This is a genomic window from Jatrophihabitans sp. (assembly GCA_036399055.1).
Lineage (GTDB): Bacteria > Actinomycetota > Actinomycetes > Mycobacteriales > Jatrophihabitantaceae > Jatrophihabitans_A.
The window spans coordinates 95,383-121,020 of the sequence record DASWNX010000021.1; the positions used below are offsets into that span (position 1 = coordinate 95,383).

23 protein-coding genes and 1 tRNA gene are annotated in these 25,638 nt (G+C 68.3%); 9 read left to right on the forward strand and 15 right to left on the reverse strand.

The features are described from left to right. The first annotated feature begins 96 nt into the window (after window positions 1-96). From VGB75_08665 to VGB75_08680, 4 genes are all read left to right on the forward strand, one after another. Window positions 97-387: a hypothetical protein gene (locus VGB75_08665; protein HEY0167100.1), complete on the forward strand. Its 291-nt coding sequence runs from the start codon at window positions 97-99 to the stop codon at window positions 385-387. After that, the gene (locus VGB75_08670; GenBank protein ID HEY0167101.1) at window positions 384-1,205 is read left to right on the forward strand and encodes a hypothetical protein; all 822 of its coding nucleotides are present in this window, start codon (window positions 384-386) and stop codon (window positions 1,203-1,205) included. Before VGB75_08665 ends, VGB75_08670 begins: the two co-directional genes overlap by 4 nt. A gap of 69 nt (window positions 1,206-1,274) precedes the next feature. Then, the gene (locus VGB75_08675) at window positions 1,275-3,191 is read left to right on the forward strand and encodes a fumarate reductase/succinate dehydrogenase flavoprotein subunit (protein HEY0167102.1); all 1,917 of its coding nucleotides are present in this window, start codon (window positions 1,275-1,277) and stop codon (window positions 3,189-3,191) included. An 82-nt stretch (window positions 3,192-3,273) separates the two neighbouring features. After that, window positions 3,274-4,026, forward strand: coding sequence for a succinate dehydrogenase/fumarate reductase iron-sulfur subunit (locus tag VGB75_08680; protein HEY0167103.1), 753 nt, complete (start codon window positions 3,274-3,276; stop codon window positions 4,024-4,026). Window positions 4,027-4,056: 30 nt separating this feature from the next. On the opposite strand, the gene VGB75_08685 is transcribed toward VGB75_08680, so the two are convergent. Genes VGB75_08685 through VGB75_08710 form a run of 6 tightly spaced genes read right to left on the reverse strand, consistent with a single transcriptional unit; the run spans window position 4,057 to window position 9,424 of the window. After that, on the reverse strand, window positions 4,057-4,626 hold the full coding sequence (locus VGB75_08685; protein ID HEY0167104.1) for a hypothetical protein: 570 nt from the start codon (window positions 4,624-4,626) through the stop codon (window positions 4,057-4,059). Beyond that, the gene (locus VGB75_08690) at window positions 4,623-5,945 is read right to left on the reverse strand and encodes a DUF58 domain-containing protein (protein HEY0167105.1); all 1,323 of its coding nucleotides are present in this window, start codon (window positions 5,943-5,945) and stop codon (window positions 4,623-4,625) included. The genes VGB75_08685 and VGB75_08690 overlap by 4 nt, the downstream gene beginning before the upstream one ends. Window positions 5,946-5,977: 32 nt before the next feature. Further along, the gene (locus VGB75_08695; GenBank protein HEY0167106.1) at window positions 5,978-6,964 is read right to left on the reverse strand and encodes a MoxR family ATPase; all 987 of its coding nucleotides are present in this window, start codon (window positions 6,962-6,964) and stop codon (window positions 5,978-5,980) included. Continuing rightward, window positions 6,964-7,482: a hypothetical protein gene (locus VGB75_08700; GenBank protein HEY0167107.1), complete on the reverse strand. Its 519-nt coding sequence runs from the start codon at window positions 7,480-7,482 to the stop codon at window positions 6,964-6,966. Before VGB75_08700 ends, VGB75_08695 begins: the two co-directional genes overlap by 1 nt. After that, entirely contained in the window at window positions 7,475-8,194 is a 720-nt protein-coding gene (locus VGB75_08705) for a DUF4129 domain-containing protein (protein HEY0167108.1), read from the reverse strand. The genes VGB75_08700 and VGB75_08705 overlap by 8 nt, the downstream gene beginning before the upstream one ends. A 57-nt stretch (window positions 8,195-8,251) precedes the next feature. Further along, on the reverse strand, window positions 8,252-9,424 hold the full coding sequence (locus tag VGB75_08710; protein HEY0167109.1) for a cystathionine gamma-synthase: 1,173 nt from the start codon (window positions 9,422-9,424) through the stop codon (window positions 8,252-8,254). Window positions 9,425-9,531: 107 nt separating this feature from the next. Here VGB75_08710 and VGB75_08715 point away from each other — a divergent pair, with 107 nt between their 5' ends. Next, the gene (locus tag VGB75_08715; GenBank protein HEY0167110.1) at window positions 9,532-10,518 is read left to right on the forward strand and encodes a serine hydrolase; all 987 of its coding nucleotides are present in this window, start codon (window positions 9,532-9,534) and stop codon (window positions 10,516-10,518) included. A 48-nt stretch (window positions 10,519-10,566) separates the two neighbouring features. On the opposite strand, the gene VGB75_08720 is transcribed toward VGB75_08715, so the two are convergent. Next, window positions 10,567-11,958 carry a cystathionine beta-synthase gene (locus VGB75_08720; protein HEY0167111.1) on the reverse strand — a complete coding sequence of 464 codons (1,392 nt, stop codon included), beginning with the start codon at window positions 11,956-11,958 and terminating at the stop codon, window positions 10,567-10,569. A 66-nt stretch (window positions 11,959-12,024) separates the two neighbouring features. On the opposite strand from VGB75_08720, the gene VGB75_08725 reads away from it, so the two are divergent. Then, window positions 12,025-13,059: an SGNH/GDSL hydrolase family protein gene (locus VGB75_08725; GenBank protein HEY0167112.1), complete on the forward strand. Its 1,035-nt coding sequence runs from the start codon at window positions 12,025-12,027 to the stop codon at window positions 13,057-13,059. A 39-nt stretch (window positions 13,060-13,098) separates the two neighbouring features. Then, entirely contained in the window at window positions 13,099-14,328 is a 1,230-nt protein-coding gene (locus VGB75_08730) for an acetyl-CoA C-acetyltransferase (protein HEY0167113.1), read from the forward strand. A gap of 223 nt (window positions 14,329-14,551) precedes the next feature. On the opposite strand, the gene VGB75_08735 is transcribed toward VGB75_08730, so the two are convergent. Together VGB75_08735 and VGB75_08740 are read right to left on the reverse strand one after the other, a co-directional pair. Further along, entirely contained in the window at window positions 14,552-15,304 is a 753-nt protein-coding gene (locus VGB75_08735; GenBank protein HEY0167114.1) for a Bax inhibitor-1/YccA family protein, read from the reverse strand. A 493-nt stretch (window positions 15,305-15,797) separates the two neighbouring features. After that, window positions 15,798-18,464: an NACHT domain-containing protein gene (locus VGB75_08740; GenBank protein ID HEY0167115.1), complete on the reverse strand. Its 2,667-nt coding sequence runs from the start codon at window positions 18,462-18,464 to the stop codon at window positions 15,798-15,800. 713 nt (window positions 18,465-19,177) lie between these two features. On the opposite strand from VGB75_08740, the gene VGB75_08745 reads away from it, so the two are divergent. Next, window positions 19,178-20,167: an MsnO8 family LLM class oxidoreductase gene (locus tag VGB75_08745; protein ID HEY0167116.1), complete on the forward strand. Its 990-nt coding sequence runs from the start codon at window positions 19,178-19,180 to the stop codon at window positions 20,165-20,167. 80 nt (window positions 20,168-20,247) lie between these two features. Here the strand turns inward: VGB75_08745 and VGB75_08750 are convergent. Beyond that, window positions 20,248-20,323, reverse strand: a tRNA-Leu gene (locus VGB75_08750). Between the two features lie 86 nt (window positions 20,324-20,409). Next, a complete protein-coding gene (locus VGB75_08755) occupies window positions 20,410-21,720 on the reverse strand; it encodes an NAD(P)/FAD-dependent oxidoreductase (protein ID HEY0167117.1) in 1,311 nt (436 codons plus the stop codon). A gap of 140 nt (window positions 21,721-21,860) precedes the next feature. On the opposite strand from VGB75_08755, the gene VGB75_08760 reads away from it, so the two are divergent. Continuing rightward, a complete protein-coding gene (locus VGB75_08760) occupies window positions 21,861-22,199 on the forward strand; it encodes a DUF4235 domain-containing protein (GenBank protein HEY0167118.1) in 339 nt (112 codons plus the stop codon). A 57-nt stretch (window positions 22,200-22,256) separates the two neighbouring features. On the opposite strand, the gene VGB75_08765 is transcribed toward VGB75_08760, so the two are convergent. Genes VGB75_08765 through eno form a run of 4 tightly spaced genes read right to left on the reverse strand, consistent with a single transcriptional unit; the run spans window position 22,257 to window position 25,518 of the window. Further along, complete coding sequence (locus VGB75_08765; protein HEY0167119.1) at window positions 22,257-23,231, reverse strand: Ppx/GppA phosphatase family protein; 975 nt, start codon at window positions 23,229-23,231, stop codon at window positions 22,257-22,259. A 5-nt stretch (window positions 23,232-23,236) separates the two neighbouring features. After that, a complete protein-coding gene (locus VGB75_08770) occupies window positions 23,237-23,764 on the reverse strand; it encodes a DUF501 domain-containing protein (protein HEY0167120.1) in 528 nt (175 codons plus the stop codon). Next, window positions 23,761-24,228: a septum formation initiator family protein gene (locus VGB75_08775; GenBank protein HEY0167121.1), complete on the reverse strand. Its 468-nt coding sequence runs from the start codon at window positions 24,226-24,228 to the stop codon at window positions 23,761-23,763. The genes VGB75_08770 and VGB75_08775 overlap by 4 nt, the downstream gene beginning before the upstream one ends. Window positions 24,229-24,231: 3 nt before the next feature. After that, window positions 24,232-25,518: a phosphopyruvate hydratase gene (gene eno, locus VGB75_08780; protein HEY0167122.1), complete on the reverse strand. Its 1,287-nt coding sequence runs from the start codon at window positions 25,516-25,518 to the stop codon at window positions 24,232-24,234. Window positions 25,519-25,638 lie beyond the last annotated feature (120 nt).

A 25,638-nucleotide genomic window follows, 5' to 3' on the forward strand; every position in this document is an offset into this window, starting at 1 on the left:
GCAGGGGTGCTTGGCTGGGGGTGTGAGGTTGGACATACTCAGGCCCGGCCCAAGGTCTGCGTCATACGATTTCGCCCGTTGAATGAAAGAGGCAACATGCCGGTCTCTGTCGAGCTGAGAACGCTGAACCGCGTGGTGGAGGACCTCCGCACGGCTGTCACGTCCCTGCATGGCAAGTACGGTGATGTGCCGACCGTGAGGCGGCTCCGCAACGATCTCGAACGGCTCGAGCTGGACGTGCACGACGTCTGCTCGCTGCCGCCGACTGGCCCGGGAGGAAACCCCATCGAGATGCACCAGCTGACCGACGAGCCCTATGACGCCTCGATGTGGGCCGAGGACGCCGACGACGAGGGCCTGGGCGGCTACCGGGGGACCTCACGATGACCAAAGCAGACCCCACTGACCGGACGACCGGCACCGGTGTCCACGCTCCCGGCCGGGCCCGCATCAGCGCCCGGACCCTGCGCACCGACCGCTGGTGGATGCCTCAGCTGATCACCGCCCTGGTGCTCGGGCTGTTCGCGATCTACGCGACGCTGCGAGCGTTCCAGAACGGCGACTACTACTCCAAGCCCTACCTGTCGCCGCTGTACTCGCCCTGCCTGAGCACCAAGTGCGTGCCCGGCTCCAGCGACTTCGGCGAGCCGATCGGCTCCTGGTTCCCGCTGTCGCCGGCCATCCTCATCCTGATCTTCCCGCTCGGCTTCCGGATGACCTGCTACTACTACCGCAAGGCCTACTACCGCTCTTTCTGGCTGTCGCCGCCGGCCTGCGCGGTGGCCGAGCCGCACGCCAAGTACACCGGTGAGACCCGCTTTCCGCTGGTCCTGCAGAACATCCACCGTTACTTCTGGTACGCGGCGATGGTGTTCTCGGTCATCCTGACCTTCGACGCGGTACTCGGTTTCCGGGATGAGAAGGGCAACTGGGGCCACATGGGCCTGGGCACCGTGGTGCTGCTCGTCAACGCCGCGCTGATCTGGGCGTACACGTTGTCCTGCCACTCGTGCCGGCACATCACCGGCGGCCGGTTGAAGCACTTCTCCAAGCACCCGGTCCGGTACTGGGCCTGGATGCAGGTCTCGGCGCTCAACGCCAAGCACATGCAGCTGGCCTGGGTGTCGCTGGTGTGGCTGGTCCTCACCGACGTCTACGTCTTCCTACTGGCTCGTGGCGCCTTCAGCGACCCCCGGTTCTTCTGACCCGGCCGACCGCGCTGACCTGGCTCTTGCGCCACCAACGAACAACGAGCACCCGAGGACTGCTGCCTGATGATCGAATTTGAACAGCACCGCTACGACGTCGTGATCATCGGAGCCGGGGGCGCGGGCCTGAGGGCTGCGATCGCCGCCCGCGAAGCCGGCCTGCGGACCGCGATCATCTGCAAGTCGCTCTTCGGCAAGGCGCACACCGTGATGGCCGAAGGCGGCATCGCGGCCTCGATGGGCAACGCCAACTCCAACGACAACTGGCAGGTGCACTTTCGCGACACCATGCGCGGGGGCAAGTTCCTGAACAACCCGCGGATGGCCGAGTTGCACGCCAAGGAGGCCCCGCAGCGCGTCTGGGAGCTCGAGACCTACGGCGCGCTGTTCGACCGGACGCCCGACGGCCGGATCAGCCAGCGCAACTTCGGAGGGCATGAGTACCCGCGACTGGCCCACGTCGGTGACCGCACCGGCCTGGAGCTGATCCGGACCCTGCAGCAGAAGATCGTGTCGCTGCAGCAGGACGACGGCGGCGGGGTGGCCTCCGACGACAAGCTCAAGGTGTTCGCCGAGCTGACCGTCACCGAGTTGCTGCACGACGACAGCGGCGCCATCGCCGGAGTCTTCGCGTACTGGCGCGAGTCGGGCAAGTTCGTGGTGTTCCGGACCCCGGCCGTGGTGCTGGCCACCGGCGGCATCGGCAAGTCCTTCAAGACCACTTCCAACTCCTGGGAGTACACCGGCGACGGGCACGCCCTGGCGCTGCGGGCCGGCTCGAACCTGGTCAACATGGAGTTCGTGCAGTTCCACCCGACCGGCATGGTCTGGCCGCCCTCGGTCAAGGGCATCCTGGTGACCGAGTCGGTCCGCGGCGACGGCGGGGTGCTGCGCAACTCCGACGGCGAGCGGTTCATGTTCAACTACGTGCCCGACGTGTTCCGCAAGAACTACGCCCAGAGCGAGGACGAAGCCGACCGCTGGTACAAAGACCCCGAGAACAACAAGCGCCCGCCGGAGTTGCTGCCCCGCGACGAGGTCGCCCGGGCGATCAACTCCGAGGTCAAGGCCGGTCGCGGCTCGCCGCACGGCGGGGTGTTTCTCGACGTCTCGACCCGGTTGCCGGCCGAGGAGATCATCCGCCGGCTTCCCTCGATGTGGCACCAGTTCAAGGAACTGGCCGACGTCGACATCACCAAGGAGCCGATGGAGGTCGGCCCGACCTGTCACTACGTGATGGGCGGCGTCCAGGTCGACCCGGACACCGCGGCCGCCGACGGCGTCCCCGGCCTGTTCGCCGCCGGCGAGGTGGCCGGTGGCATGCACGGCTCGAACCGGCTCGGCGGCAACTCGCTGTCTGACCTGCTGGTCTTCGGCCGGCGGGCCGGCATCGGCGCGGCCGAGTACGTGGCCTCGCTGGGGGGCTCGTACCCGCTGATCAACGACAAGGCGCTGGACGCGGCCTCAGAGGCCGCGCTCAGGCCGTTCCAGACCGAGTCCGGCGAGAACCCCTACACCGTGCACCAGGAACTGCAGCAGACCATGAACGACCTGGTCGGCATCATCCGCACGGAGCCTGAGATGCAGCAGGCGCTGGACCGGCTGGTCGAGCTCAAGGCACGCGCCCGGCAGGTCAGCGTCGAGGGCCACCGGCAGTTCAACCCGGGCTGGCACCTGGCGCTGGACCTGCAGAACATGATCGCGGTCAGCGAGTGCGTGGCCCGAGCCGCGCTGATCCGGCAGGAGAGCCGTGGCGGGCACACGCGCGACGACTTCCCGGCGATGAGCTCGGACTGGCGCCAGCGCAACCTGCTCTGCGCGCTCACCCACGACGCCGACGGGATGGGCGCGGTCACCGTCACCGAGAAGCCCACGCCCACGATGCGACCCGACCTGCTCGAGCTCTTCGAGCGGGACGAGCTGGCCAAGTACCTGACCGAGCCCGAACTTCCCGTGACGGCAGCTAACGAAGGAAACCGATGAGCGAGGATCGCAGCGAGCGTCAGCGAGCGAGGACCGGAGCGAAATCAGTGATGAGCGCTTGCGCGAAGAACGAGGGAAACCGATGACCTACGACGCGAAGTTCCGAGTGTGGCGCGGCGACTCCGACAACGGTGAGCTGCGTGATTTCACCGTCGAGGTCAACGAGGGCGAGGTCGTCCTGGACATCATCCACCGGTTGCAGGCCACCCAGGCCTCGGACCTGGCCGTCCGGTGGAACTGCAAGGCCGGCAAGTGCGGCTCGTGCAGCGCCGAGATCAACGGCCGGCCGCGGCTGCTGTGCATGACCCGGATGTCGACGTTCACCGAGGCCGAGACGATCACCGTCACGCCGTTGCGAGCCTTCCCGGTGATCCGCGACCTGGTCACCGACGTCTCGTTCAACTACCAGAAGGCCCGCGAGATCCCGTCCTTCGAGCCGCCGCTGGGCCTGGCGCCCGGCGAGTACCGGATGCAGCAGATCGACGTCGAGCGCTCGCAGGAGTTCCGCAAGTGCATCGAGTGCTTCCTGTGCCAGGACACCTGCCACGTCGTGCGCGACCACGAGGAGAACAAGAGCTCCTTCGCCGGGCCGCGGTACCTGATGCGGATCGCCGAGTTGGACATGCACCCGCTGGACGCCCGGGACCGCCAGCGCGAGGCGCAGGAGGAGCACGGCCTGGGTTACTGCAACATCACCAAGTGCTGTAGCGACGTCTGCCCCGAGCACATCAAGATCACCGACAACGCCTTGATCCCGATGAAGGAACGGGTCGCCGACCGCAAGTACGACCCGCTGGTCTGGCTCGGCAGCAAGATCATGCGCCGCGACATCTAGCGCCCAGGGTCCCGGGGCTGAGGCCGCACCTCAGCCGCGGGACCGGTGCGCCAGCAGCACCGGAATGCCGACCAGCACCAGCACGCCGAGCAGCCCGAGCAGTTGCAGCGCGCTGGTGCTGCCAGGCCGGCCCAGGCCGTAGCTGGCGCCCGCCAGCGCCGCCGCGACGGCCAGTTCGACCGCGCAGCGCCCTGTCCAGCGGCGCAGCACCGGGCCTCGCAGCCGCGCGCTCAGGGGAACGGCCGCGGCCAGCGCGGTGCTGGTGTGCAGCAGGTACAGGGCGAGCGCGAAGCCGGCTGTGGCGGCCAGCGGCGGCGTGGCGTGCCAGCCGTAGGCGGCAAACCAGTTGCCGATCCCCGCCCCGAGCGCGAGCCCGGCGCCGGCGCGATCCGGGCTGGCGACCGCGACCAGCACGCCTGCCACCGTGAGCAGGACCCACCAGGGATGGCTTCCGGGCGCGATCACCAGCACCGCCAGCCCGGCCAGCAGGGTCACCAGCCGCACTCCCAGCGCGGCCACCGGATAGCGGCGCCACGCCGGTGGGCCCGAGTCCCCCACGGGCAGCCCACCGCCGCCCAGCTTCACCGCCGGCCTGCTCATCGCCGCACCCTGGCAGCCCGGGCGGTCCTGCTGAGCCCGGCCAGCACCTGGTCCAGGCTGCCACTGCCCAACCAGGGCACCACGGGCACGCCGTGATCGGCCAGCGCCCCCACCAGGCCTCTGCGTTCGGCCAGCTGCACCCGCCAGGCCAGCTCGAGCCAGGGCCCGCGCTCGGGCAGCGCCACGTCAGCCGGCAGCGTGTCCACGACCAGCACCGAGCGGCCGGCCCGCGACAGCCCCGCCGCCTCTATCGCCACCTCGGCGCTGAGCAGCGGGCTCAACACGATCACCAGGGCCCGACCGGAGATCCTGGCCATCGCCCGGTTGGCGGCCAGCTCGCTGACCGGAGCGCTGCGCACGTCCAGCAGCACGTCCATGATCTGAAACAGGTGCGCCTGGCCGGTTCGGGGCCGGATCGGCCGACCCGCCCTGCCCAGGTCAAGCACCGCCACCCGGTCACCGTGGCGCAGGTAGTGCTCGGCGATCGAGGCCGTCGCGCGCACCGCGACGTCGAGGTTGCTGGCAGTGCCCGGGCCGGCGCCAGCGCCCACCTCGAAGGCGGTGTCGAGCACCAGCACCACCTCGGTGTCGCGGTCTGAGTAGGTGGCGGTGACATGCAGGTCCCCGGTCCGCAGTGACACCGGCCAGTTGATCCGTCGCAACCGGTCGCCGGCGACGAAGGGACGCACCCCTGCCGGATCGACTCCCTCTCCGACCCGCCGGGATCGGTGCGCCCCGACGATGCCCGGGGCCGCCGGCAACAGGTCGGTGGCCGAGAACTCGGCGCGCAGCGGAAAGGTGGCCAGCGTCGCCACCTCGTCGCCGGTCACGGTGGTGCGCAGCAGGCCGTGGGCGGCGGTGACATCCATGCTCACCGGGCCGATCCGGCTACGCCCCCAGCGGGGCGCTGCCAGCCGATGGTCGAGGATGACGTCGGAGTCCCGGCCAGCCGTCGCGCACACGTCCTGGCCGCCCTCAGCCAGCTCCGCCCGGCCTTCCAGGCGGGTTCGCAGCCTGATGACGTCGACCGCGTCGGGGGCGTGGAGCTGCTGGCTCACAGTGGTCGACTGGCCCTCGAACAGGGTGGCGCTCGCGGTGCGCAGCCGCACCACCGGCGCTCTCCAGGCGCGGTCGGCCAGCGGCAGCACGGCGCCCACCGCCAGCGGCAGCGCCAGCAGCAACAGGTCCTGGCGTCCCAGCAGCGCCGCCAATGCCAGCAGCACCGCGGCGGCGCCCACCGCCGGACCCAGCGCCACGGTCGGTGACCACCGCGCCGGCGGGACCGCGGCCCGCCGGGACTCCCGGTCCTCTGGACTCATGGCCGGCTCTGGGCTCATGGCCGGCTCTGGGCTCATGGCCGGCTCGCCGGCGGCAGCCGCGGCCGGTCGGTTCCGGTCACCGGGGCCGGCACCTCGGCCAGCACCGTTGAGATCACCTCGGCCGGCGACAGCTGGCGCATCCACATCTCCGGGCGCAGCGTCACCCGGTGGGCCAGCGCCGCGACCGCGATCGCCTTGACGTCCTCCGGTGTCACGAAGTCGCGATGGTTGATCAGGGCGTAGGCCCTTGCGACCAGCAGCAGGGCCAGCGCGCCACGCGGTGAGGCGCCCACCAGCAGGTGGTGATGAAACCGGGTGGCGTCGACCAGCGCGACGCAGTAACGACCGACGCTCTCCTCGACCTCGATGCCCTCCACGACCCGTTGCACCGCCAGCAGGCCGGCCGCGTCCAGCACCGGGTTCAGGGTGATCGCCTCAGCCCGGCGTGCCATCCGGCGCTGCAACACCTGCCATTCCTCATCCTGACTCGGGTAGCCGAAGGACACCCGCAGCAGGAACCGGTCCAGCTGGGCCTCGGGCAGCGGATAGGTGCCCTCGTATTCGATCGGGTTGGCGGTGGCGATCACGTGGAACGGCTCGGGCAGCGCGAAGGTGCGGCCCTCGACGGTGGCCTGGCGCTCCTGCATCGCCTCCAGCAGCGCCGCCTGGGTCTTGGGCGGCGTCCGGTTGATCTCATCAGCCAGCACCAGGCCGGCGAACAGCGGTCCGGCGCGAAACTCGAACTCGCCCTGGCGCTGGTCATAGACGAAGGAGCCGGTGATGTCGGAAGGCAGCAGGTCCGGGGTGAACTGGATCCGGCGGAACCCCAGGCCGAGCGCCTGGGCGAAGGACCGTGCCGCCAGCGTCTTGGCCAGGCCCGGGTTGTCCTCGATCAGGACGTGCCCTCCGGCCAGGATTCCGGCCAGCACCATGGCCAGCCGGCCACGCTTGCCGACCACCGCCCGGCCGACCTCGCTCAACACCCCGTCACAGGCCTGGGCAGCCGCCGCCGCGTCCATCACAACGCCTCGATCTGGTCCAGCAGCGCGCTCAGCTGGGCGTGGCTGGGCGCCGGGCTGGCCGGCGTCGGCGGGGCGATCGTCAGCGACCACAACTGCTCTCCTAGCACTTCTCTGGCCTGGATGGGCTGGCTGACCGGGTCGAGCCCGTACTTCTGGCGCAACCGCTCGACGGCCAGTCGGGCAAGCACCGGACGGACATTGCGGTCGTACTTCGAACCGTCCCGGCTGGCCGCTTCGAGCCGGCGTTCGGACTGCCGCAGCCTGCTGAGGTACTCCCCGCCGGCCGGCGCAGGCGGGTCGACAGGCGCTGGCGGCGGTGGTTCGGCGGCCGTCTCACGCACCAACTGAACCAGCACCGCAGCCGCCACGCCTATCCCGGCGCACAGCTCCGGCCGCGGGCTCAGGCCCGCGGCGAGGCTGGCCAGCAGCACGATGACGCCTGCCCCCAGCCCCAGCCCGGCGGCCAGCGCCAGCCGAGCCGGCAACCGCGACCGCCAGCTGACCGGCTCAGTCATGCCCTGCTCGGACCGGCGGTCCGGCGGCTCTGGCCGCCTCGAGCTCCGAGCGCAGCCGGGCGAGGTCGGCGCGGGCCTGCGTGACCGCCTCGGCCGGTATCGGATGGCTGGAGAACCGGGCTTCGCGGTACAGGGCGGCCAGCCGGTCCAGCGGCGCCTGGCTCAGCGGCAGCGTGGACAGCAACCGCTCGGCCAAGTCGGAGGAGGTCTCAGACGGCAGGCGAGGCAGGCCGGCTGCCTCGGCGGCCTGCTCCAGCCGGTGCCAGCACAGGATCACCCCGTCCCGGATCTGGCCCTGTGCCACGTCGGTCACCGGCGCGCGCAGCCTGTCCGGGACCCGCCTGAGGACTTCTTCACGCGCCGGCTCGACCGGCCGCGCGGTCCTGGAGGCAGCCCGCCGCGAACGCAGCCAGGCGATCAGCCGCGGTCCGAGAACGACCGCGAGCCCGAGCACCGCGAGCAGCAGCGCGCCGAGGAGGACCCACTGGATGAGCGACCAGGGCACCCGGAAGTCGCCAGTGGCCTCCGGGGGCGGCGTGGTCCATTGATCGGGCTGGGGGACGGCGGTGGTCGCAGCCTCTCGAGGGCCGCCCGACCGGACGGCGCTCGGAGCGCCTGACTGCTCCGGCTCGGCCCGCGCGGCCAGCCCGACCAGCAGAAAACCGGCCAGCGCCGCCGCCGCCAGCCCCCCGTTGCCGGCGTTGAACCTCACGGCGCGGCCCGCCACCGTCGAACCCGTCTGCCAGCCGGACGCCGATCGCGAGCCGGCTCAGGCCAGCGCCGCGGTGAGGTCTGCCAGCAGATCCTCGATGTCCTCGATGCCGACCGACAGCCGGATCAGGTCGCCCGGGACCTCCAGCGGTGAGCCCGCCACGCTGGCGTGCGTCATCCGCGCCGGGTGCTCGATGAGCGACTCGATGCCGCCCAGCGACTCGCCGAGGGTGAACATCTGAGTCAGCTCGCACACCTTCAGCGCCGCCTCTTCACCGCCGCGCATCCGGAAGGACACCATGCCGCCGAAGCCGCTCATCTGCCGGGCGGCGACCTCATGGTTGGGATGGTTGGGCAGGCCCGGGTACAGCACGCTCGAGACCGCCGGGTGCTGACCGAGGAACCGCACGATCTGCGCGGCGTTGGAGCAGTGCCGGTCCATCCGCACGCCCAGGGTCTTGATGCCGCGCATCACCAGCCAAGCGTCGAACGGGCCGCAGATGGCGCCCATCGAGTTCTGGTAGAAGGCCACCTGCTCACCGACCTCGGCGTCGCGGGTGACCACCGCCCCGCCGACCACGTCGGAGTGCCCGCCGAGGTACTTGGTGGTCGAGTGCACCACGACGTCGGCGCCCAGAGCCAGCGGCTGCTGCAGGTAGGGCGAGGCGAAGGTGTTGTCGACGACCATCATCGTCTGGTGCTGCCGCGAGACCTCGGCCAGCGCCGCGATGTCGACGATGTTGAGCAGCGGGTTGGTGGGCGTCTCCACCCAGATGACGCGGGTGTTGGGCTGGATCGCGGCAGCCACCGCGGCGGTGTCGTGCATGTGGACGGCGGTGAACTCCACGCCCCATCGGCTCAGCACCCGGGCGACCAGCCGGTAAGTGCCGCCATAGGCGTCATCGGGCAGCAGCATGTGGTCACCGGGAGAGCAGAGCGCCCGCAGCAAGGTGTCCTCGGCTGCCAAGCCCGAGGCGAAGGCCAGCCCTCGCGCGCCGCCCTCCAGAGCCGCCAAGCACTCCTCCAGCGCCGTCCTGGTCGGGTTTCCGGACCGGCTGTACTCATAGCCGTTACGCAGGCCCCCGACGCCGTCCTGCTTGTACGTGGAGGTCTGGTAGATCGGCACCGCGACCGCTCCGGTCAGTGGGTCCGGTTCCTGCCCGGCGTGGATCGCCCGGGAGTTGAAACCGAGCCGGCCCAGCGCGCTGCTGTCATTCATCGAGTTGCCCATAGCGCTCAGATTACTGCCCGTTCTGACCCGCTGACGGCCGTATGCAACGAAGCGGCGCCCACTGCGTCTAGCTCACGAGGACCAGCCATCTGAGAGGAACGCCAACCATGCCCAGAGCACCGATGAGCCGGGGCGTCGCGGTCCTGCTGCTCGCAGCCGTCCTGCTGACGGTGGCCTGGGTGAGCGGCCGGCCTTGGACGGCCGCTCACCGCGCTCTGGAGGCCGCGCCGCGCCTGGCGGTGGCCGGCGGTTCGCCAATGGTCACCGCGGCGCCGGCCGGGGTTGCCGCAGCGCCGGCCGGGGCTGCCGCGACGGCGCCGGCCGGGGTTGCGGCAGCGCCGGCCGGGGTTGCCGCGACGGCGCCGCTGCCGGCCCGGCCGAGCGCCGCCCAGCAGGCCGGCTGCCTGAACAGGCTGTTCGGCGGTGGCGGTGACTCCTACTCCGTCGCCGCGCTGGATCTGTCCACCGGCAGGTCTGTCCGTCTCGGAGCCGGCGGCGGCATGGTCGCGGCCAGCCTCGTCAAGCTCGATTTCCTCCAGGCCCTGCTTCACCAGCATCAGCTGAGCGGACGGCCGCTGTCGCCGAGCCAGCATCATGACGCGCGCGCCATGATGCGGCGCAGTGACAACGCCGCTGCCGACCGCATCTGGGCGGCGGTGGGTGGGAACACCGGCCTGCGCCGTTACAACTCGTTGCTCGGCCTGCGCGACACGGTCTTCGACGCCGACGGCAGATGGGGGCTGTCGACCACCTCGGCCGATGATCAGATGCTCCTGCTGCAGGCGCTGACCTCGACGAGCTCGCCGCTGGAGGCAGCCTCCCGGCGGTACGCGCTGGAGCTGATGGGCCAGGTCCAGTCCGACCAGCGCTGGGGTGTCAGCGCGGCCGGGGACCCGGGCAGCGACCCGGCGATCAAGAACGGCTGGTTAGGCGTCGACGCCGACGGCGGGCGGTGGGTCGCCAACAGCGCCGGCGTGCTCCAGGTGGGCGGCCGTCAGGTTCTGATGGTGGTGCTGAGCCAGCACCAGCCCGGGTACTCCACCGCGGTGGCCCGGGTGCGGCAGGCAGCCCTTGACGTGGCTGCCGGCCTGTGAGCACCCGGGCCCCTGCGGCTACTTGCTGAGCGGCTATCTGGTGAGCGGCTACTTGCTGACGAGGTAGCCCAGCAGGTCCTGCCGGGTCACGACCCCGGCGGGCTTGCCGTCGACGTGCACCAGCAACGCGTCCGCCCCGCCCAGCGCCTCGACCGCCCGGCGGACCGGCTCGCCCGAGCCGATGATGGGCAGCATCGCCGACATGTGCTTCTCCAGCGGGTCCGACAGCGAGGCCTCGCCGGCGAACAGGGCGTCCAGCAGCGCCTTCTCCGACACCGACCCGACCACCTCACCGGCGGTCACCGGCGGCTCGGCGCCGACCACCGGCATCTGGGACACCCCGTACTCGCGCAGGATGTCGATCGCCTCCCGGACGGTCTCGTTCGGGTGCCCGTGCACCAGGGCCGGAGTCTGGCCGCTCTTGGCGGTCAGCACCTCACCGACGGTGGTCTCGGCGCTGGTGTCCAGGAAGCCGTAGTCGCTCATCCACTTGTCCGAGAAGACCTTGGACAGGTAGCCCCGGCCGCCGTCGGGCAGCAGCACCACGATCACGTCGTCAGGTCCCGCGCGCTCGGCGACCCGCAGTGCCGCCGCGGCCGCCATGCCGCACGAGCCGCCTACCAGCAGGCCCTCCTCGCGGGCCAGCCGGCGGGTGATCTCGAAGGACGTCGAGTCCGACACCGCGATGATCTCGTCGGGCACCGACGGGTCGTAGTTCGCCGGCCAGAAGTCCTCGCCGACCCCCTCGACGAGGTAGGGGCGCCCGGTGCCTCCGGAGTACACCGACCCCTCGGGGTCGGCGCCGATCACCCGCACCGGGCCCCCGGCACGATCGGCCGACATCTCCTTGAGGTAGCGTCCGGTGCCCGAGATGGTGCCGCCGGTGCCCACGCCGGCCACGAAGTGGGTGATCCGTCCCTCGGTCTGCTCCCAGATCTCCGGGCCGGTGCCCTTGTAGTGGGCGAGGGAGTTGTTCACGTTGGCGTACTGGTTCGGCTTCCAGGCGCCAGGCACCTCACGGGCCAGCCGGTCAGAGACCTGGTAGTAGGAGCGCGGGTCCTCCGGCGCCACCGCGGTCGGGCAGACCACCACCTCGGCGCCGTAGGCCTTGAGGAGGTTGATCTTCTCCGGGGCGACCTTGTCCGGCAGCACGAAGATGCAGGAGTAACCGCGCTGCTGGGCGACGATCGCCAGGCCGACCCCGGTGTTGCCCGACGTCGGTTCCACGATCGTGCCACCGGGCTTGAGCTCGCCGGCCCGCTCCGCGGCTTCGATCATCGGAAGCGCGATCCGGTCCTTGCTCGATCCGCCGGGGTTGAAGTACTCGACCTTGGCCAGCACCAGCGGCGCGGTGGCGGGATCGAGGTGCCGGGTGACGCTGCGGAGCTGGATCAGCGGGGTGTTGCCGATCAGGTCAATGAGTGAGGTGTAGTAGCGCATGGGGCAAAGGCTAACCTCGCCTCTACGATTCGCGACATCGAACGGGTCAATTCTGGAGGTAGCCGCATGAGCCGGGCTTCACGCGCGCGTCGGGTGGTGACCGCGGCCGCCTTCGGAACGGGCAGCCTCGGCGCGCTCAGCGCCGCGGCGGCCGGCGTCGTCTACGGCCAGACCAAGCTGGCCCGGCGCCGGATTCAGCCGGCCGAGACCGACCCGCCGCGGGCCGACGGGGTGTGGCTGGCGCCCGGCGCCCGGGCCGACGAGCCGCCGTTGAGGCTGGCGATGCTCGGCGACTCCTCGGCCGCCGGCTTCGGCGTGCACACCGACTCCGAGACCCCGGCCGCGCAGATCGCGATGGGGCTCTCGGCACTGGCCCGGCGACCGGTCCAGCTGCGCAACGTCGCGGTGGTAGGCGCTCAGAGCTCGGCGCTGCCGCGGCAGGTCGGGCTGGTGCTGGCCGAGCGGCCCGACCTGGTGGTGATCATGATCGGGGCCAACGACGTCACCCACCGGGTCCGGGCCTCAGAGTCGGTCCGCCATCTCAGCGCTGCGCTGAGCATCCTGGCCGAGCACGACGTGCCGGTGGTGATGGGCACCTGCCCGGACCTGGGGACGATCCGCCCGATCGCGCAGCCGCTGCGCTGGCTGGCCCGCCGGATGTCGCGGACGCTGGCCGCGGCCCAGGCGGTCACGGTGGTGGCCGCAGGCGGCCGGGCCGTCAGCCTGGGCGACCTCCTGGGCCCTGAGTTCGCCAGCAGCCTGGATTACTTCTCCGCCGACCAGTTCCATCCCTCGGCGATCGGCTACGCCCGGGCCGCCGAGGTGCTGCTGCCCTCGGCGGCGGCGGCGCTGGGCCTGAGCACGGTGTCCGAGGCAGCCGCGCCGTTCACCTCGACCCGGGCCCGGCCGGTGGCCAAGGCCGCGGCCCGAGCGGCCGGCCTGCCGGGCACCGAGGTGCAGCCGGCCCAGGTGCACGGCCAGTCAGCCGGCCGCCGGGGTCCGTGGGCCCGGCTCATCCGCCGCCGGGCGAGCACCGTGATACCGCCCACGTCCAGCGGCCAGGAAAACTTCACCCCTGCCACCATGGTGGGTAGTGACTAGCCCGTTTGGGCAGCTTCGACAGCTTCACAAGGAGATCCGATGCCAAGCACTCCTCAGGCCGTCATCGTCGCCACCGCCCGGTCGCCGATCGGCCGGGCCGGCAAGGGCTCGCTGGTCAGCATGCGGGCCGATGACATGGTCGCGCAGATGATCACCGCCGCCCTGGCCAAGGTGCCCGAGCTCGACCCGCGCCAGATCGATGACCTGCTGCTGGGCTGCGGCATGCCCGGCGGCGAGCAGGGCTACAACATGGCCAAGATCGTGGCCACCCTGCTGGGACACGACTACCTGCCGGGCGCGACCGTCACCCGGTACTGCGCGTCCTCGCTGCAGACCACCCGGATGGCGATGCACGCGATCCGGGCCGGCGAGGGCGAGGTGTTCATCTCCGCCGGCGTCGAGATGGTCTCGCGGTTCGTCAAGGGCTCCTCCGACGGCCTGCCCGACACCAAGAACCCGCTGTTCGCCGAGGCGCAGGAGCGCACCGCCAAGGTCGCAGCCGAAGGCGCCGACGGCTGGCAGGACCCGCGCGAGCGCGGTGACCTGCCAGACCCCTACATCCCGATGGGCCAGACGGCCGAGAACCTCGCCCGGGTGATGGGCGTCAGCCGGGAAGAGATGGACCACTTCGGGGTCCGGTCGCAGAACCTGGCCGAGAAGTCGATCGCCAACGGCTTCTGGGCCAAGGAGATCACCCCGGTGACGCTGCCCTCCGGCGAGGTGGTGAGCGCCGATGACGGACCGCGGGCCGGGGTCACCTACGAGGCGGTCTCCCAGCTCAAGCCGGTGTTCCGCCCGGACGGGCTGGTCACCGCGGGCAACTGCTGCCCGCTCAACGACGGGGCCGCGGCGCTGATCATCATGAGCGACACCAAGGCCGCCGAGCTGGGTGTGACGCCGCTGGCCCGGATCGTGTCGACCGGAGTCACCGGCCTGTCACCGGAGATCATGGGCCTGGGGCCGGTGGAGGCGTCGCGGCAGGCGCTGGCCCGGGCCGGCATGTCAGTCTCTGACATCGACCTGGTGGAGCTCAACGAGGCCTTCGCCGCCCAGGTGATCCCGTCGTACCAGCAGCTGGGCTTCGACCTCGACCAGGTCAACGTCAACGGCGGCTCCATCGCCGTCGGCCACCCGTTCGGCATGACCGGGGCGCGGATCGCCACCACGCTGATCAACTCGCTGCAGACCCACGACAAGCAGTTCGGCCTGGAGACGATGTGCGTCGGCGGCGGCCAGGGCATGGCGATGATCCTGGAGCGGCTGTCCTAGCCGCCATCCAGTCCGACAGTCGTCGTCATGCTCAGCGGTCGCTCCAGCGCTCGGAGAGCATGACGCTGGCTGCCCCGCACTCGCATGCCCACGCGACTTCACCGGTCTGCGCGGCATGCCCACGCGAGTTCATATGCCCACATCATCTTCCGAACCTGGACGACGCACGCGGCCCCGCCCCACGGGTTGAGGGACGGGGCCGCGTGCGCGATGCCAGGTTCGCTTAGTCGCGTCCGCTGAAGTAGCTGAGCAGCCGCAGGATCTCCAGGTACAGCCAGACCAGGGTCACCAGCACGCCCCAGGACAGGTACCAGCCGACCTTCTCGTCCACCCCGCGCCGGACCGACTGCTCGATCATGTCGAAGTCCATGATCAGGTTCGAGGCCGCGATGACGATGCACAGCAGGCTGAAGCCGATGGCCAGCGCCCCACCGTCACGCAGGCCCAGACCGCCCTCGGTGAAGAAGCCGGCGACCAGGTTGACCAGCATCAGCCCGACGACGCCCAGCGTCGAGGCGAACACGATCTTGGTGAACTTCGGGGTGACCCGGACCGCGCCAGTCTTGTAGACCACCAGCACGCCACCGGCGACCATGATCGTTCCGGTGATCGCCTGCACGACGATGCCGTTGAACCGGTCGTTGAAGAACTCGCTGATGCCACCCAGCGCCAGGCCCTGCAGGCCGGCGTAGACGGTGGCGGTGACGGCGTTCGCCTTGCCCGAGAAGGCCATGTAAAGCCCGAGGCCGAGCGAGCCGAGCACGCTGACCAGCAGGACGGCGCCGATGGTCGAGTCCGGCACGATGAACCAGGCCACGCCCGCTGCCACCAGCAGGGTCCCGAGCAGCACCATGGAACGGGTTACGACGTCATCCAGGGTCAGGTACCGCGACGGCGCCGCGGGCGGGGCCGCCTGACCGTAAGCCGGTTGGTTGTACCACTCGTTGAGCTGGCCGGCCGAGGGCGGCGGCGGCACGACCGGGCCGCTGGGGCCCTGGGATGCCGCACCTGGTCGTCCGGTCTTCTCAAAACCCCGCAAGACAGGGTTACTGGCCACTTTGCGCCTCCACCTCGATATCCACACCGGTTGTTCCCGGTGCGCATGTTGACATCAGCTACAACGCCCGACGGTGCACGGGTAGTTCCCGCGCCACGCCGAACGCCATGGAGCAGCGCTGAACGAGCACCCGCCTACTTCTCCGGATCTACCGCCAAGGCTCTGTCCCGCCGACCCGAATTGGCTAGGGGTCCGCCTGGAGCCGACATCAGGCAGGCTTCATTTCGATGCCAGGAGGGGGCGTCCGCACGGTCGCCACCGCGGGCCGGTAATGATCAAGACAGGGAACATCACCGATGACCACGTTCGCCGCAACCCTATAGGCTAAAGAAGCCGCCAGCAGCTCCTCGCACCACCCTAATAGTCCACGAGAACTCCTATGTTGACTGCACCTGCCCCGCCCATTGTGGGGCTACAAACTAGCGCGAATCTCGTCAAGCCCATTCAAATTAGACTGATATTTCCGCCGCATCGATCGGCGAAATAAACGCATTCCTACGGAAATAAGGCTTGTCCCCGGTACGAAATCGACAAAGAACGAATTCTCTATTTTATCCAGATCCACGACAAGTTCGCGTGCGCCTGCCTTAAATGGATTGGCGACGATATTCAACAATGCGGCATAGACGAATCGCATCGCGGTGATATAACTATAAATTAAGACGGCGGGGAGCATTGCGGCGTATATCCAAGCTACGCTTATGACCATTCCCGCAAACGAGTCTATACCGTTGGAACGTAACGGGGTTATAGCAATAGCAACAATGAATACGACTAATGCGGTCAGTCTGACCGCATTACGACGGATGCGTAACCGGCGCCAGCTAGGCAGGTCAGCCAGCCGAACTAAGCATTCATACACACTATCAAGCTGCGCGCTTCTATTTGCATTAACGTGGGCAACTCCGATCGAGACCGCCTCGCGGACCAGCTTCGAAACACCCGGGAAGTCACCCCACCTATCAATAGATCGAATCGATAAATAATGTTTAGTCCATTCGGGATTAAATGAAACTTGCCGACTTAAGTCGGCATTAACTGATTTATAGCGGAGTGCCGCCTCCGCTAGCATCGTTGCCCACTCTGCCATATCAACAGAACTAGTACTAAGATGATCGTAAACCATTGAAGCAAATACAGGCTCCGACATACTTGAAATCAAAACTTCCGGGGATTCGCGTAACAGATCAACACCAGCTTGCCTGGCCAATCTAAATGCCGACGATGGTTCTTGACGTGCTATTGACGAAAACATGGTAATAAGCCGCGACCGCTGATCCCGAACCAGTTCGTTGTAAAACTGCTCCAGGGAAACTGAAGGGACTTCAAAATTTTGAACCCCGGCTACGCGCGTTGCATCTTCTACAACTACTGACGCAAGGCGTAATCGGTTGAACCACTCAGCACCCCACTGGTTTTCGGGAGTTGACGCCAACTCGTCGAGTTCGGCCTCAAGTTTTGATCGCCATTTCGTGTTGATGTACGCCTGTGTTTCGAGTAAGCACCGAGCGATTGAAGGCCAAGAGAACTTATCGAGAATAATCTCGAAGGCGTTGAGTCTATTTGCCCGGGGCGTCAAACCCATAGCAAATGGCAGCACCTCAAGAAGCCGAGATCTAACTTCTGGCGCAGCCCGTTTAGAGAAATAATCGCATCTATCGATTACGAGTTCAAGACCGCCGATTCTTCCACGGATTGCTTCAACAGCTGCCATAAATTCACAGAATGTTAGGTGGATGAAGCGAATCGATTGCCCCTCCCGCTCTACTTCAAAGAGGCCCGTCTCCTTCATGAGGAGATTCAAAAATGCAATAGCGTCCGCTTCGCCGCAATGCAGCTTTTCTTGTGTAGTAGAAACAGCGACTGCCCAAGACAGTGAATTGGCCGACTGGGTCTCGTCAAGCATATGCGTTAAAGCCAGACTGCCTAACAATGACTCACGTTGTTCGCGTAGTGCTGTTCTTGCCATTATAGTGGTTCCCTGCCGTCCACGTCTAAGCACGAGTAACTCTTCCACTACTCGTTCATAGAATTGGGTTCGGGTTTCGGGGCCAACTGCCGATTCCGCCCCAGTTAGTTCGCCATGACTGACATACATAGCCAATATCAACGGATTGCTACACATCTCACGAAGCGTCGGTCGGTCGGTTAATTCACGATGTATGCGTCCCGCATTCTTATAAACTTCGCGAGAGTCGCCGAACGGCCACTTCAATAAGAATTCAAAAATATCCCCCGAAGTGAGCGGTCTGACGTATAATACTTCGGGAAAAGTCTCGGTCAGGTCTAACGCAACTTGGTGGTAATATGATGAACGCATTGTTATGACAATACGGTTGTTCTCCCCCGCGGCATCCAACATTTCGGAAAGTAATCCTATAGCTTCGAGGCATTGTCGATACGACTCTGAGGATACTTCATCAAGTCCATCGAGGAGAACAACAACTCCAGTTACCTGCAAACAAGTTTTCAATAACTCTATAGGTTCATAGCTGGGGGACTTTCGCAGTTCCTCCTCTAGGCGTTTCCCGGCCCACGACGGCGTACCGTCGAATGGTGTCTTCGAGTCGAGTAGCCGCGGAAGGGGTATAAGTATGGGAAGTAGACTCCGAGTAGGTCGCCGGAGGGCCTGAGTGGCACAGTCGCGATATAGCCGCTTAACTAGCGAAGACTTGCCCGACCCTGGATCGCCAACTACAAGTATACGGTTGCCCGCTTCTAGGATGTTTTCGCTACTATAGGACTTTTGGGATCGGAGCGTTCCCGTTAAGAGCAGCGGAACAAACACTTCATCGGTCTTGAGTTTCACGTCTCGCAAACCTGGGACGGTCAACCACTGACTGGGCCCACGAATGGCGTACTTGCAGTAGTCCCGCATACTTATCCGCCCAGCCAATGAATGCATGACAGTTCGGCCAACCAAGCGCAGAGTCCAGTCAATTAGATATTTAACTAACCGAAGAGTAAATTTACCTACACGCCTCAGCGCGAAATATACAATGGGTGCCAGAAAGATTGACACGACGGCGGTTTTAAAATCCAAACCAGTATCCAACATTCCGGTCGCCCGAACTCTCATTCAGCACCCCAATCATCAATATGAATTGAGCCCGGGAATGAGTCGCGAGTCCAGGCCATCTCAGGTCTAGGAATATACCGGGTGGACCCGGACATTTTTTCGGTGCCCCCAGTCGACCTCGAACCGCCACTGTGGGGATTTTTAAGTCCGCTGCCTCTGCCATTGGGCTATGGGACGTGCCAGCGGAGTTTAGACCCGCCTTATCGGCTGCGCCTCACGCCAGGGGCCTGCCAGCCGAGCAACCGTTTACGTCACAGCCGGCTAAGTCACGGCAGGGTGAGTCAGGACGCGCTGGCCCGCTCGAGTCATAGGGGGCGATTGCAGCTGGCCGAGCGACACCACCTCGCGGGGGAGAACAGCGCGGCGGTCCAGTCGGTGAGCACCCCCGCCTTGCGGTTGCACCGAGACCCGCGTCACCGCCGCCCAGGATCGTTTCCGAGCCGAAATATGGTGCTCGCCGCCTGGCGCTTTCCCCGGGGTGCGGAGCCGATCAGGTTCCGGCAGCCCGCTTGTGACCCGTGGAGGTCGCTGATCTCAATGGGCCGCCGCCTGCAGTATCCAGCTTTGAGGGATGATTGCAAGATCCGTACCGCCCACTCCTTGGGCACAGCACGTGACGATCAATCAGAGGACAGACAGATGACCCCCCATGACCTGGCGTCGCGAGCCGACCACCGCGCTCTGCCCGCCGTGCGCACCGGACTGCGCAGCTGATGAGCAACCTGCGGTTGTCCGTGCTGGACCAGTCACCGGTGCCGGCCGGCGGCTCACCGGCCGAAGCGCTCCGCAGCTCGCTGCGGTTGGCGACCATCCTCGACAACCGGGGGTTCGTCCGGTACTGGTTCGCCGAGCACCACCACAGCGCGAGCTTCGCCGGCACCACTCCCGAGGTGCTGATCGCCGCGGCGCTGGAGCGGACCACGCAGTTGCGCATCGGCAGCGGCGGCGTGCTGCTGCCCCGCTATAACCCCGTCAAGGTCGCAGAGGTCTTCGGGGTGCTGTCGGCGCTGCACGGTCACCGGCTCGATCTCGGGCTGGGACGATCCGGCGACAACGGCGACTTCCCCCGGCAACTGATCGAGCTGCATCACCACATCGACGCCCAGGTCGAGCAAGGCGGCCTTCGGCCGATGATCTGGCTGCTCGGCACGGGCACGGGCTCCTCGACCTTGGCCTCGCGGTTCGGCACCGGCTTCGCCTACGGGCACTTTCTGAATCCGTCGAATCCGGCCAACGCCAGGCAGGCGCTGCTTCACTACCAGAGTCAGTTCCAGCCCTCACCGCAACAGCCCCGGCCCACCACCATCATCACGGTGCGTGCCGTCGTGGCCGAGTCCGAGTCCAGGGCGGCCGAGCTCGCCAACAGCTTCGTGCTGTGGCGCACCCGCAGGGACCTCGGCATGGACGTGCCCTTCCCCACCCCCGAGCAGGCCCGCCAGCACAGCTGGACCCTCGCCGAGAACCGCACCCGCGAAGGCCACGCCCAAGCGTTGATCTCCGGGTCGGCCGAGCAGGTGCGCGCGGAGCTGCTGGCGCTGATCGACGGCCTGGGCGTCGAGGAGATCATGGTGAACACGCCGCTGGCCGACGTAGAGGACCGGGTGGAGTCCCACCTCGCCCTGGCCGATGCCTTCGGGCTGGGTCAGTCCGCCGGCTCGACGCCGGACCTTCGTGCCAGCGCGGTCGAGCCTCAGCTCAGCTGAGGCGCCTCCCCGGCCAGCCCCCCGCCGCCCCATAGGGCGTCAGAACTCGCGCCGTGTCGAGCGCCTACTGCCGATGTCTCTGGTGCCCCCGGTCGGACTCGAACCGACACTTGGCGGATTTTAAGTCCGCTGCCTCTGCCATTGGGCTACGGGGGCCGCGCCAGCAGAGTATCGGCCCGGCTCCTCGGGCTGGGGCCGGCGGCTTGCCGGCCGGGCGAGCGTCGCCGTCCCGACCACCCAGGTCAGGACGCGCTGGCCCGCTCGAAGTCATGACGGGGCGATTGCAGCTGGCCCAGCGACACCACCTCGCGGCGGAAGAACAGCGCTGCGGTCCAGTCGGCGAGCACCCGCACCTTGCGGTTGAAGGTCGGCACCCGGGACAGGTGATAGGTGCGGTGGATGAACCAGGCCAGCGGGCCCCGCACCTTGACGCCGTAGAGCTCAGCCACCCCCCGGTACAGCCCCAGCGAGGCGACTGAGCCGGCGTAGGCGTGCTTGTAGTCCTCCAGCGCCTGGCCGTTGACCGCCCGCGCCAGGTTGTCGGCGAGAACCTTGGCCTGCCGGACGGCGTGTTGGGCCGACGGGCCGCACAGGGCGTTCGGGTCGTCCTTGGACAGGTCCGGCACGGCCGCGGTGTCGCCGGCGGAGAACACTCCCTCGACCCCCTTGACCGTCAGGTTGGCCCGGCAGGTCAGCCGGCCCTTGTCATCCACCGGCAATCCCGACCGGGCGGCCAGCGGGTGCGCCTTCACCCCGGCCGTCCAGACCAGGGTGTCGGCCTCGAAGGACTCGCCGTCGGACAGCTCGATGCGGCCGTCCACCGCCGAGACGAGCCGGGTGGCGAGCCGGACGTCGATCGAGCGTTGCTTCAACCGCTTGGCGGTGTAGGCCGACAGCCCCACCGACACCTCGGGCATGATCCGGTTCGATGCCTCGACCAGCACCCAGCGCAGGTCCGCCGAGGTGAGGTTGGGGTAGTAGCGGCAGGCGTAGCGGGCCATGTCCTCAAGCTCGGCCAGCGCTTCGACCCCGGCGTAGCCGCCGCCGACGAAGACGAAACTCAGCGCCCGGCGCTTGAGCGCCGGATCCTCGGTGGATGAGGCGAAATCCAGCCGGGACAGCACGTGGTTGCGGATGTAGATCGCCTCGCCGATGGTCTTGAATCCGATGCCCTGTTCGGCCAGGCCCGGGATCGGCAGCGTCCGGGCAATGGAGCCCGGCGCCACCACCAACAGGTCGTAGCTCAGCTGGTAGACATCCCCGGTCTCCTGCTCCACCGTGACCGAGCGCCGGCCGTGGTCGATGGCGCTCACCCGTCCGGTGATCACCCGGCACTTCTTCAACACCCGCCGCAACGGCACCACCACATGCCGCGGCTCGACGCTGCCGGCCGCGGCCTCGGGCAGGAACGGCTGGTAGGTCATGTTGGGCTGCGGGTCGATCACCACGATCTCGGCCCGGCCGCGAGACAGCTTTTTCTGCGCCCGCAAGGCGGTGTACATGCCGACGTAACCACCGCCGACGATCAGGATTCGCGTAGGTCCACCACTCATCAGCTCAGCCCTCTCCCTTGGCGATTTCCACGCTACCGACCAGGCGCCACTGACCCGGCCGCCCCGGTGACCGCCCCGGACGCGACCTAGACTCATCCTTGAGGCCCGGCGAGCAGGGCTCACGACGATGGGGGTGGCACATGGCTGGCGCAGCGAGCAGGTTCGCGTTCAAATTGGTGGCGGTCGCGGTGGCGGTGCCGGTCGGCAAGGTGGTCAGCTCGGCCTCCTCGAAGGCCTGGACGGCGGCCCGACCCGGCCGGGCGCCGGTGAACCCGCGCGATGCCGACACCAACTGGAAGGACGCCCTGATCTGGGCGTCCTTGACCGGTGTGGGGGCGGCGGTGGCCCAGCTGGCCACCACCAAGGGCGCCGACACGGTCTGGCGGGCGATGACCGGCCATCCGTCGCCGCGTCCGAAGCAGATCAGCGACGACAAGGGCCCCAAGGCGCCGAGCGCGCTGACCGCCATCAACACCTGATCACCGGCCGGACCGGTCAGCGCCGGGTTAGCGAGCTCAGCGAGGCCCGTTTGCGGGTCAGCCGTCCAGCAGGCTCAGCGCGATGCCGTCGAGGATGTCGTGCTCGCTGGCGATCACCTCGCGGGCGCCGACTGCCTCCATCACGGTGCGCAGCACCAGCGCCCCGCCGCCGATCACGTCCACCCGGCCGGGATGCATCACCGGCAGGGCGGCTCGCTCGGCCCGGCTCATCTTGAGCAGCCTGTCGGTGACCTCGCTGACCTGCAGGTAGTCGATCACCGAACCGTGGATCGCCTCAGGGTCATAGCCGGGCAGCTCCAGCGCCAGCGCGGCGATGGTGGTCACGGTGCCCGCCACTCCGACGAACGCGGCGGCCTGACCGATCGGCACGTCGGCCGTGGCGGCCTGCAGCGCCAGCCGCAGGTCGGCCAGTGCCGCCTGGATCTGGTCCTCGGTCGGCGGGTCGTCGTGCAGGCGCCGCTCGGTCATCCGGACGCAGCCGACGTCCATGCTGTGCGCGGCGATGACCTGCGGCTTGACCGGCTGGGTCAGCGACGTGGCAGGAACGAGCGAGGAGCCGGCCGGCGACGTGGCTGACACAGTGCCCAGCACCAGCTCGGTGGAGCCGCCGCCGATGTCGGCCACCAGCAGCGGGTCCGCCACCCCGGGCAGCCCGGCCACCGCCCCCAGGAAGGACAGCTGCGCCTCGGCCAGTCCGGTGATCACCTCAGGCTCGACTCCCAGGACCTGGCTGACCACCTTCCGGAACTCGTCGGCGTTGTCGGCGTCGCGCGAGGCGGAGGTGGCGACCATCCGCACCTGCGTCGCCCCTGAGGACCGGATGATCCCGGCGTAGTCCACCAGCGCCAGCCGGGTGCGCTCGATCGCCGCCGGCGCCAGCCGGCCGGTCTGATCGACGCCTTCACCGAGCCGGACCACCCGCATCTGGCGGTGCACGTCGCGCAGTCCGGCCGGGCTGCCGTCGGCGATCAGCAGCCGGATGGAGTTCGTGCCGCAGTCGATGGCCGCCACCCGTCTCACGAGGACTGCGCTTCCGGCGGGGCCACGCACCGGCCCTGTTGCCACCAGTCCCCCAGCGCGGCCAGCGCCTCGTCGCCGAGCGGGTTCACTCCGGGCCCCGCGGCCAGCGAGTGGGCCACCAGGACGTGCAGGCACTTGACCCGGGTGGGCATCCCCCCGGCTGAGACGTCACTGATCTCAGGCGCCGGCCCGTGCCGCTCGCGCTCAGCCAGATAGGCCTCATGCGCGGCCCGGTAGTCGGCTGCCAGCGTGGCGTCACAGCCCAGCCGCTCCGTCATCTGGCGCATCAACCCGGACGCCTCCAGCGTCGACACCAGGGAGGTCGCCTTCGGGCAGGTCAGGTAGTACAGCGTCGGGAACGGGGTGCCGTCGGGCAGCCGGGACGCGGTCTCGACGACGTCGGGGTTGCCGCACGGGCACCGGTGGGCGATGGCGCGGATGGCGCGCGGCGGCCGGCCCAGCTGCGCGTGGACGATCTCGGCGTCCTCGGCGCTCACCGCCTCGCCGGAGGGAACAGCGGTCACTGCGAGGCGTCGGTGTTCTGCACGCTGGTCCACAGCACGGTGTTCCAGCTGGGCCGGTGATCGACCCGGGTGGCCTTCTCGGCGGCGGCAGCCGCCGGTGGCGGTCCGAGCGGGTTTCCGTGGGCGTCCAGCACGGTGTACAGGGTGTCACCCGGGCGGATGTACTGCAGCCTGATCCGTGCCTGGCGGGCCACGAAGGCGGGGTCCTGCCACTGCTCGCTCTGGCGCCTGAGCTCGGCCAGCTGGGCGGTGAGCTGCCGTTGCTGGCGCTCGGAGTCGGCGACCGAGGCCCGCCGGCTCAGATAGGTCTGAAACGGCGAGGCCAGCACGACCACCAGGAACAGCGCCATCGCCGCCACCATCATCCGGCGGCCGGTCAACTTCGGCGCGTGCGCCCAAGCCGGCCGCCGGCCGGTGCGGCCGGCGGGCCGGCCTTCGCCGGCCACCCGGGCTCGATCTGCCATCGCCTAGCTACCTGCCCGGTTGTAGCGCGGGAAGGCAGCCGCCCCGGCGTAGCGGGCGGCGTCGTCGAGCTCCTCCTCGATCCGCAGCAGCTGGTTGTACTTGGCCACCCGCTCCGAGCGGGCCGGCGCGCCGGTCTGGATCTGGCCGCAGTTGGTGGCCACCGCGAGGTCTGCGATCGTGGTGTCCTCGGTCTCACCGGAGCGGTGGCTCATCATGCAGCGGTAACCCGAGCGGTGCGCCAGGTCGACCGCGTCCAGGGTCTCGGTGAGCGAGCCGATCTGGTTGACCTTGACCAGCAGGGCGTTGGCGGCGCCGCTGGCGATGCCGCGGGCCAGCCGCTCGGGGTTGGTCACGAACAGGTCGTCGCCCACGATCTGGATGACCTCGTCCAGCTCCGTCGTCAGCGAGATCCAGCCGTCCCAGTCCTCTTCCGACATCGGGTCCTCGATCGAGACGATCGGGTAGTTGGCGATCAGCTCGGTGTAGTAGGCCACCATCTGCTCCGAGGACTTCGAGCCGCCCTCGAACTGGTAAGCCCCGTCGGAGTAGAACTCGGTGGCCGCGACGTCCATGGCGAAGACGATGTCGGAGCCCAGCCGCAGGCCGGCCTTGTCCACCGCCTCGGAGATCACGTCCAGGGCGGTCCGGTTGGACTGCAGGCTCGGCGCGAAGCCGCCCTCGTCGCCCAGGCCGGTCGCCAGGCCCTTGGACTTCAGCACCGACTTCAGCGCGTGGTACACCTCCGCGCCCTGGCGTAGCGCCTCGGCGTAGGTCGGCGCCCCGATCGGGGCGATCATGAACTCCTGGACGTCGACGTTGGAGTCGGCGTGCGCGCCGCCGTTGAGGATGTTGAGCATCGGCACCGGCAGCAGGTGGGCGTTCGGGCCGCCGAGGTAGCGGAACAGCGGCAGGCCGGCTGACGCGGCGGCTGCCTTGGCGACCGCCAGCGAGACGCCGAGGATGGCGTTGGCGCCGAACTTGGACTTGTCCGGGGTGCCGTCCAGGTCGATCAGGGCGGCGTCGACGAGTCGCTGCTCGCTGGCCTCGAAGCCGAGCAGCTCAGGTCCGATGTCGTCCAGCACCGCCGCGACCGCCTTGAGCACGCCCTTGCCGCCGTAGCGGGCATCGCCGTCGCGCAGCTCGACTGCCTCGAACGCGCCGGTGGAGGCGCCGGAGGGCACCGAGGCCCGAGCGAACGTGCCGTCGTCGAGGGCGACCTCGACCTCGACGGTGGGGTTGCCACGGGAGTCCAGGATTTCCCGGGCGCCTACGGCCTCGATGCTGGCCACAACTGGGTCCTCTCGACGTGCTCGACGATGATCTGATCAGGTCGGTTCGCAGCCCACGCGCGCCACGCTGCGCCGGGCGGGCTCTTCTGCCCAGCCTATCGGGCGGTCCTGCTGATCCGG

Coding starts and splice junctions, on each gene's coding strand:
- VGB75_08665 (HEY0167100.1), top strand. CDS start 97: ATGCCGGTCTCTGTCGAGCTGAGAACGCTGAACCGCGTGGTGGAGGAC.
- VGB75_08670 (HEY0167101.1), top strand. CDS start 384: ATGACCAAAGCAGACCCCACTGACCGGACGACCGGCACCGGTGTCCAC.
- VGB75_08675 (HEY0167102.1), top strand. CDS start 1,275: ATGATCGAATTTGAACAGCACCGCTACGACGTCGTGATCATCGGAGCC.
- VGB75_08680 (HEY0167103.1), top strand. CDS start 3,274: ATGACCTACGACGCGAAGTTCCGAGTGTGGCGCGGCGACTCCGACAAC.
- VGB75_08685 (HEY0167104.1), bottom strand. CDS start 4,626: ATGAGCAGGCCGGCGGTGAAGCTGGGCGGCGGTGGGCTGCCCGTGGGG.
- VGB75_08690 (HEY0167105.1), bottom strand. CDS start 5,945: ATGAGTCCAGAGGACCGGGAGTCCCGGCGGGCCGCGGTCCCGCCGGCG.
- VGB75_08695 (HEY0167106.1), bottom strand. CDS start 6,964: ATGGACGCGGCGGCGGCTGCCCAGGCCTGTGACGGGGTGTTGAGCGAG.
- VGB75_08700 (HEY0167107.1), bottom strand. CDS start 7,482: ATGACTGAGCCGGTCAGCTGGCGGTCGCGGTTGCCGGCTCGGCTGGCG.
- VGB75_08710 (HEY0167109.1), bottom strand. CDS start 9,424: ATGGGCAACTCGATGAATGACAGCAGCGCGCTGGGCCGGCTCGGTTTC.
- VGB75_08715 (HEY0167110.1), top strand. CDS start 9,532: ATGCCCAGAGCACCGATGAGCCGGGGCGTCGCGGTCCTGCTGCTCGCA.
- VGB75_08720 (HEY0167111.1), bottom strand. CDS start 11,958: ATGCGCTACTACACCTCACTCATTGACCTGATCGGCAACACCCCGCTG.
- VGB75_08725 (HEY0167112.1), top strand. CDS start 12,025: ATGAGCCGGGCTTCACGCGCGCGTCGGGTGGTGACCGCGGCCGCCTTC.
- VGB75_08730 (HEY0167113.1), top strand. CDS start 13,099: ATGCCAAGCACTCCTCAGGCCGTCATCGTCGCCACCGCCCGGTCGCCG.
- VGB75_08740 (HEY0167115.1), bottom strand. CDS start 18,464: ATGAGAGTTCGGGCGACCGGAATGTTGGATACTGGTTTGGATTTTAAA.
- VGB75_08745 (HEY0167116.1), top strand. CDS start 19,178: ATGAGCAACCTGCGGTTGTCCGTGCTGGACCAGTCACCGGTGCCGGCC.
- VGB75_08755 (HEY0167117.1), bottom strand. CDS start 21,720: ATGAGTGGTGGACCTACGCGAATCCTGATCGTCGGCGGTGGTTACGTC.
- VGB75_08760 (HEY0167118.1), top strand. CDS start 21,861: ATGGCTGGCGCAGCGAGCAGGTTCGCGTTCAAATTGGTGGCGGTCGCG.
- VGB75_08775 (HEY0167121.1), bottom strand. CDS start 24,228: ATGGCAGATCGAGCCCGGGTGGCCGGCGAAGGCCGGCCCGCCGGCCGC.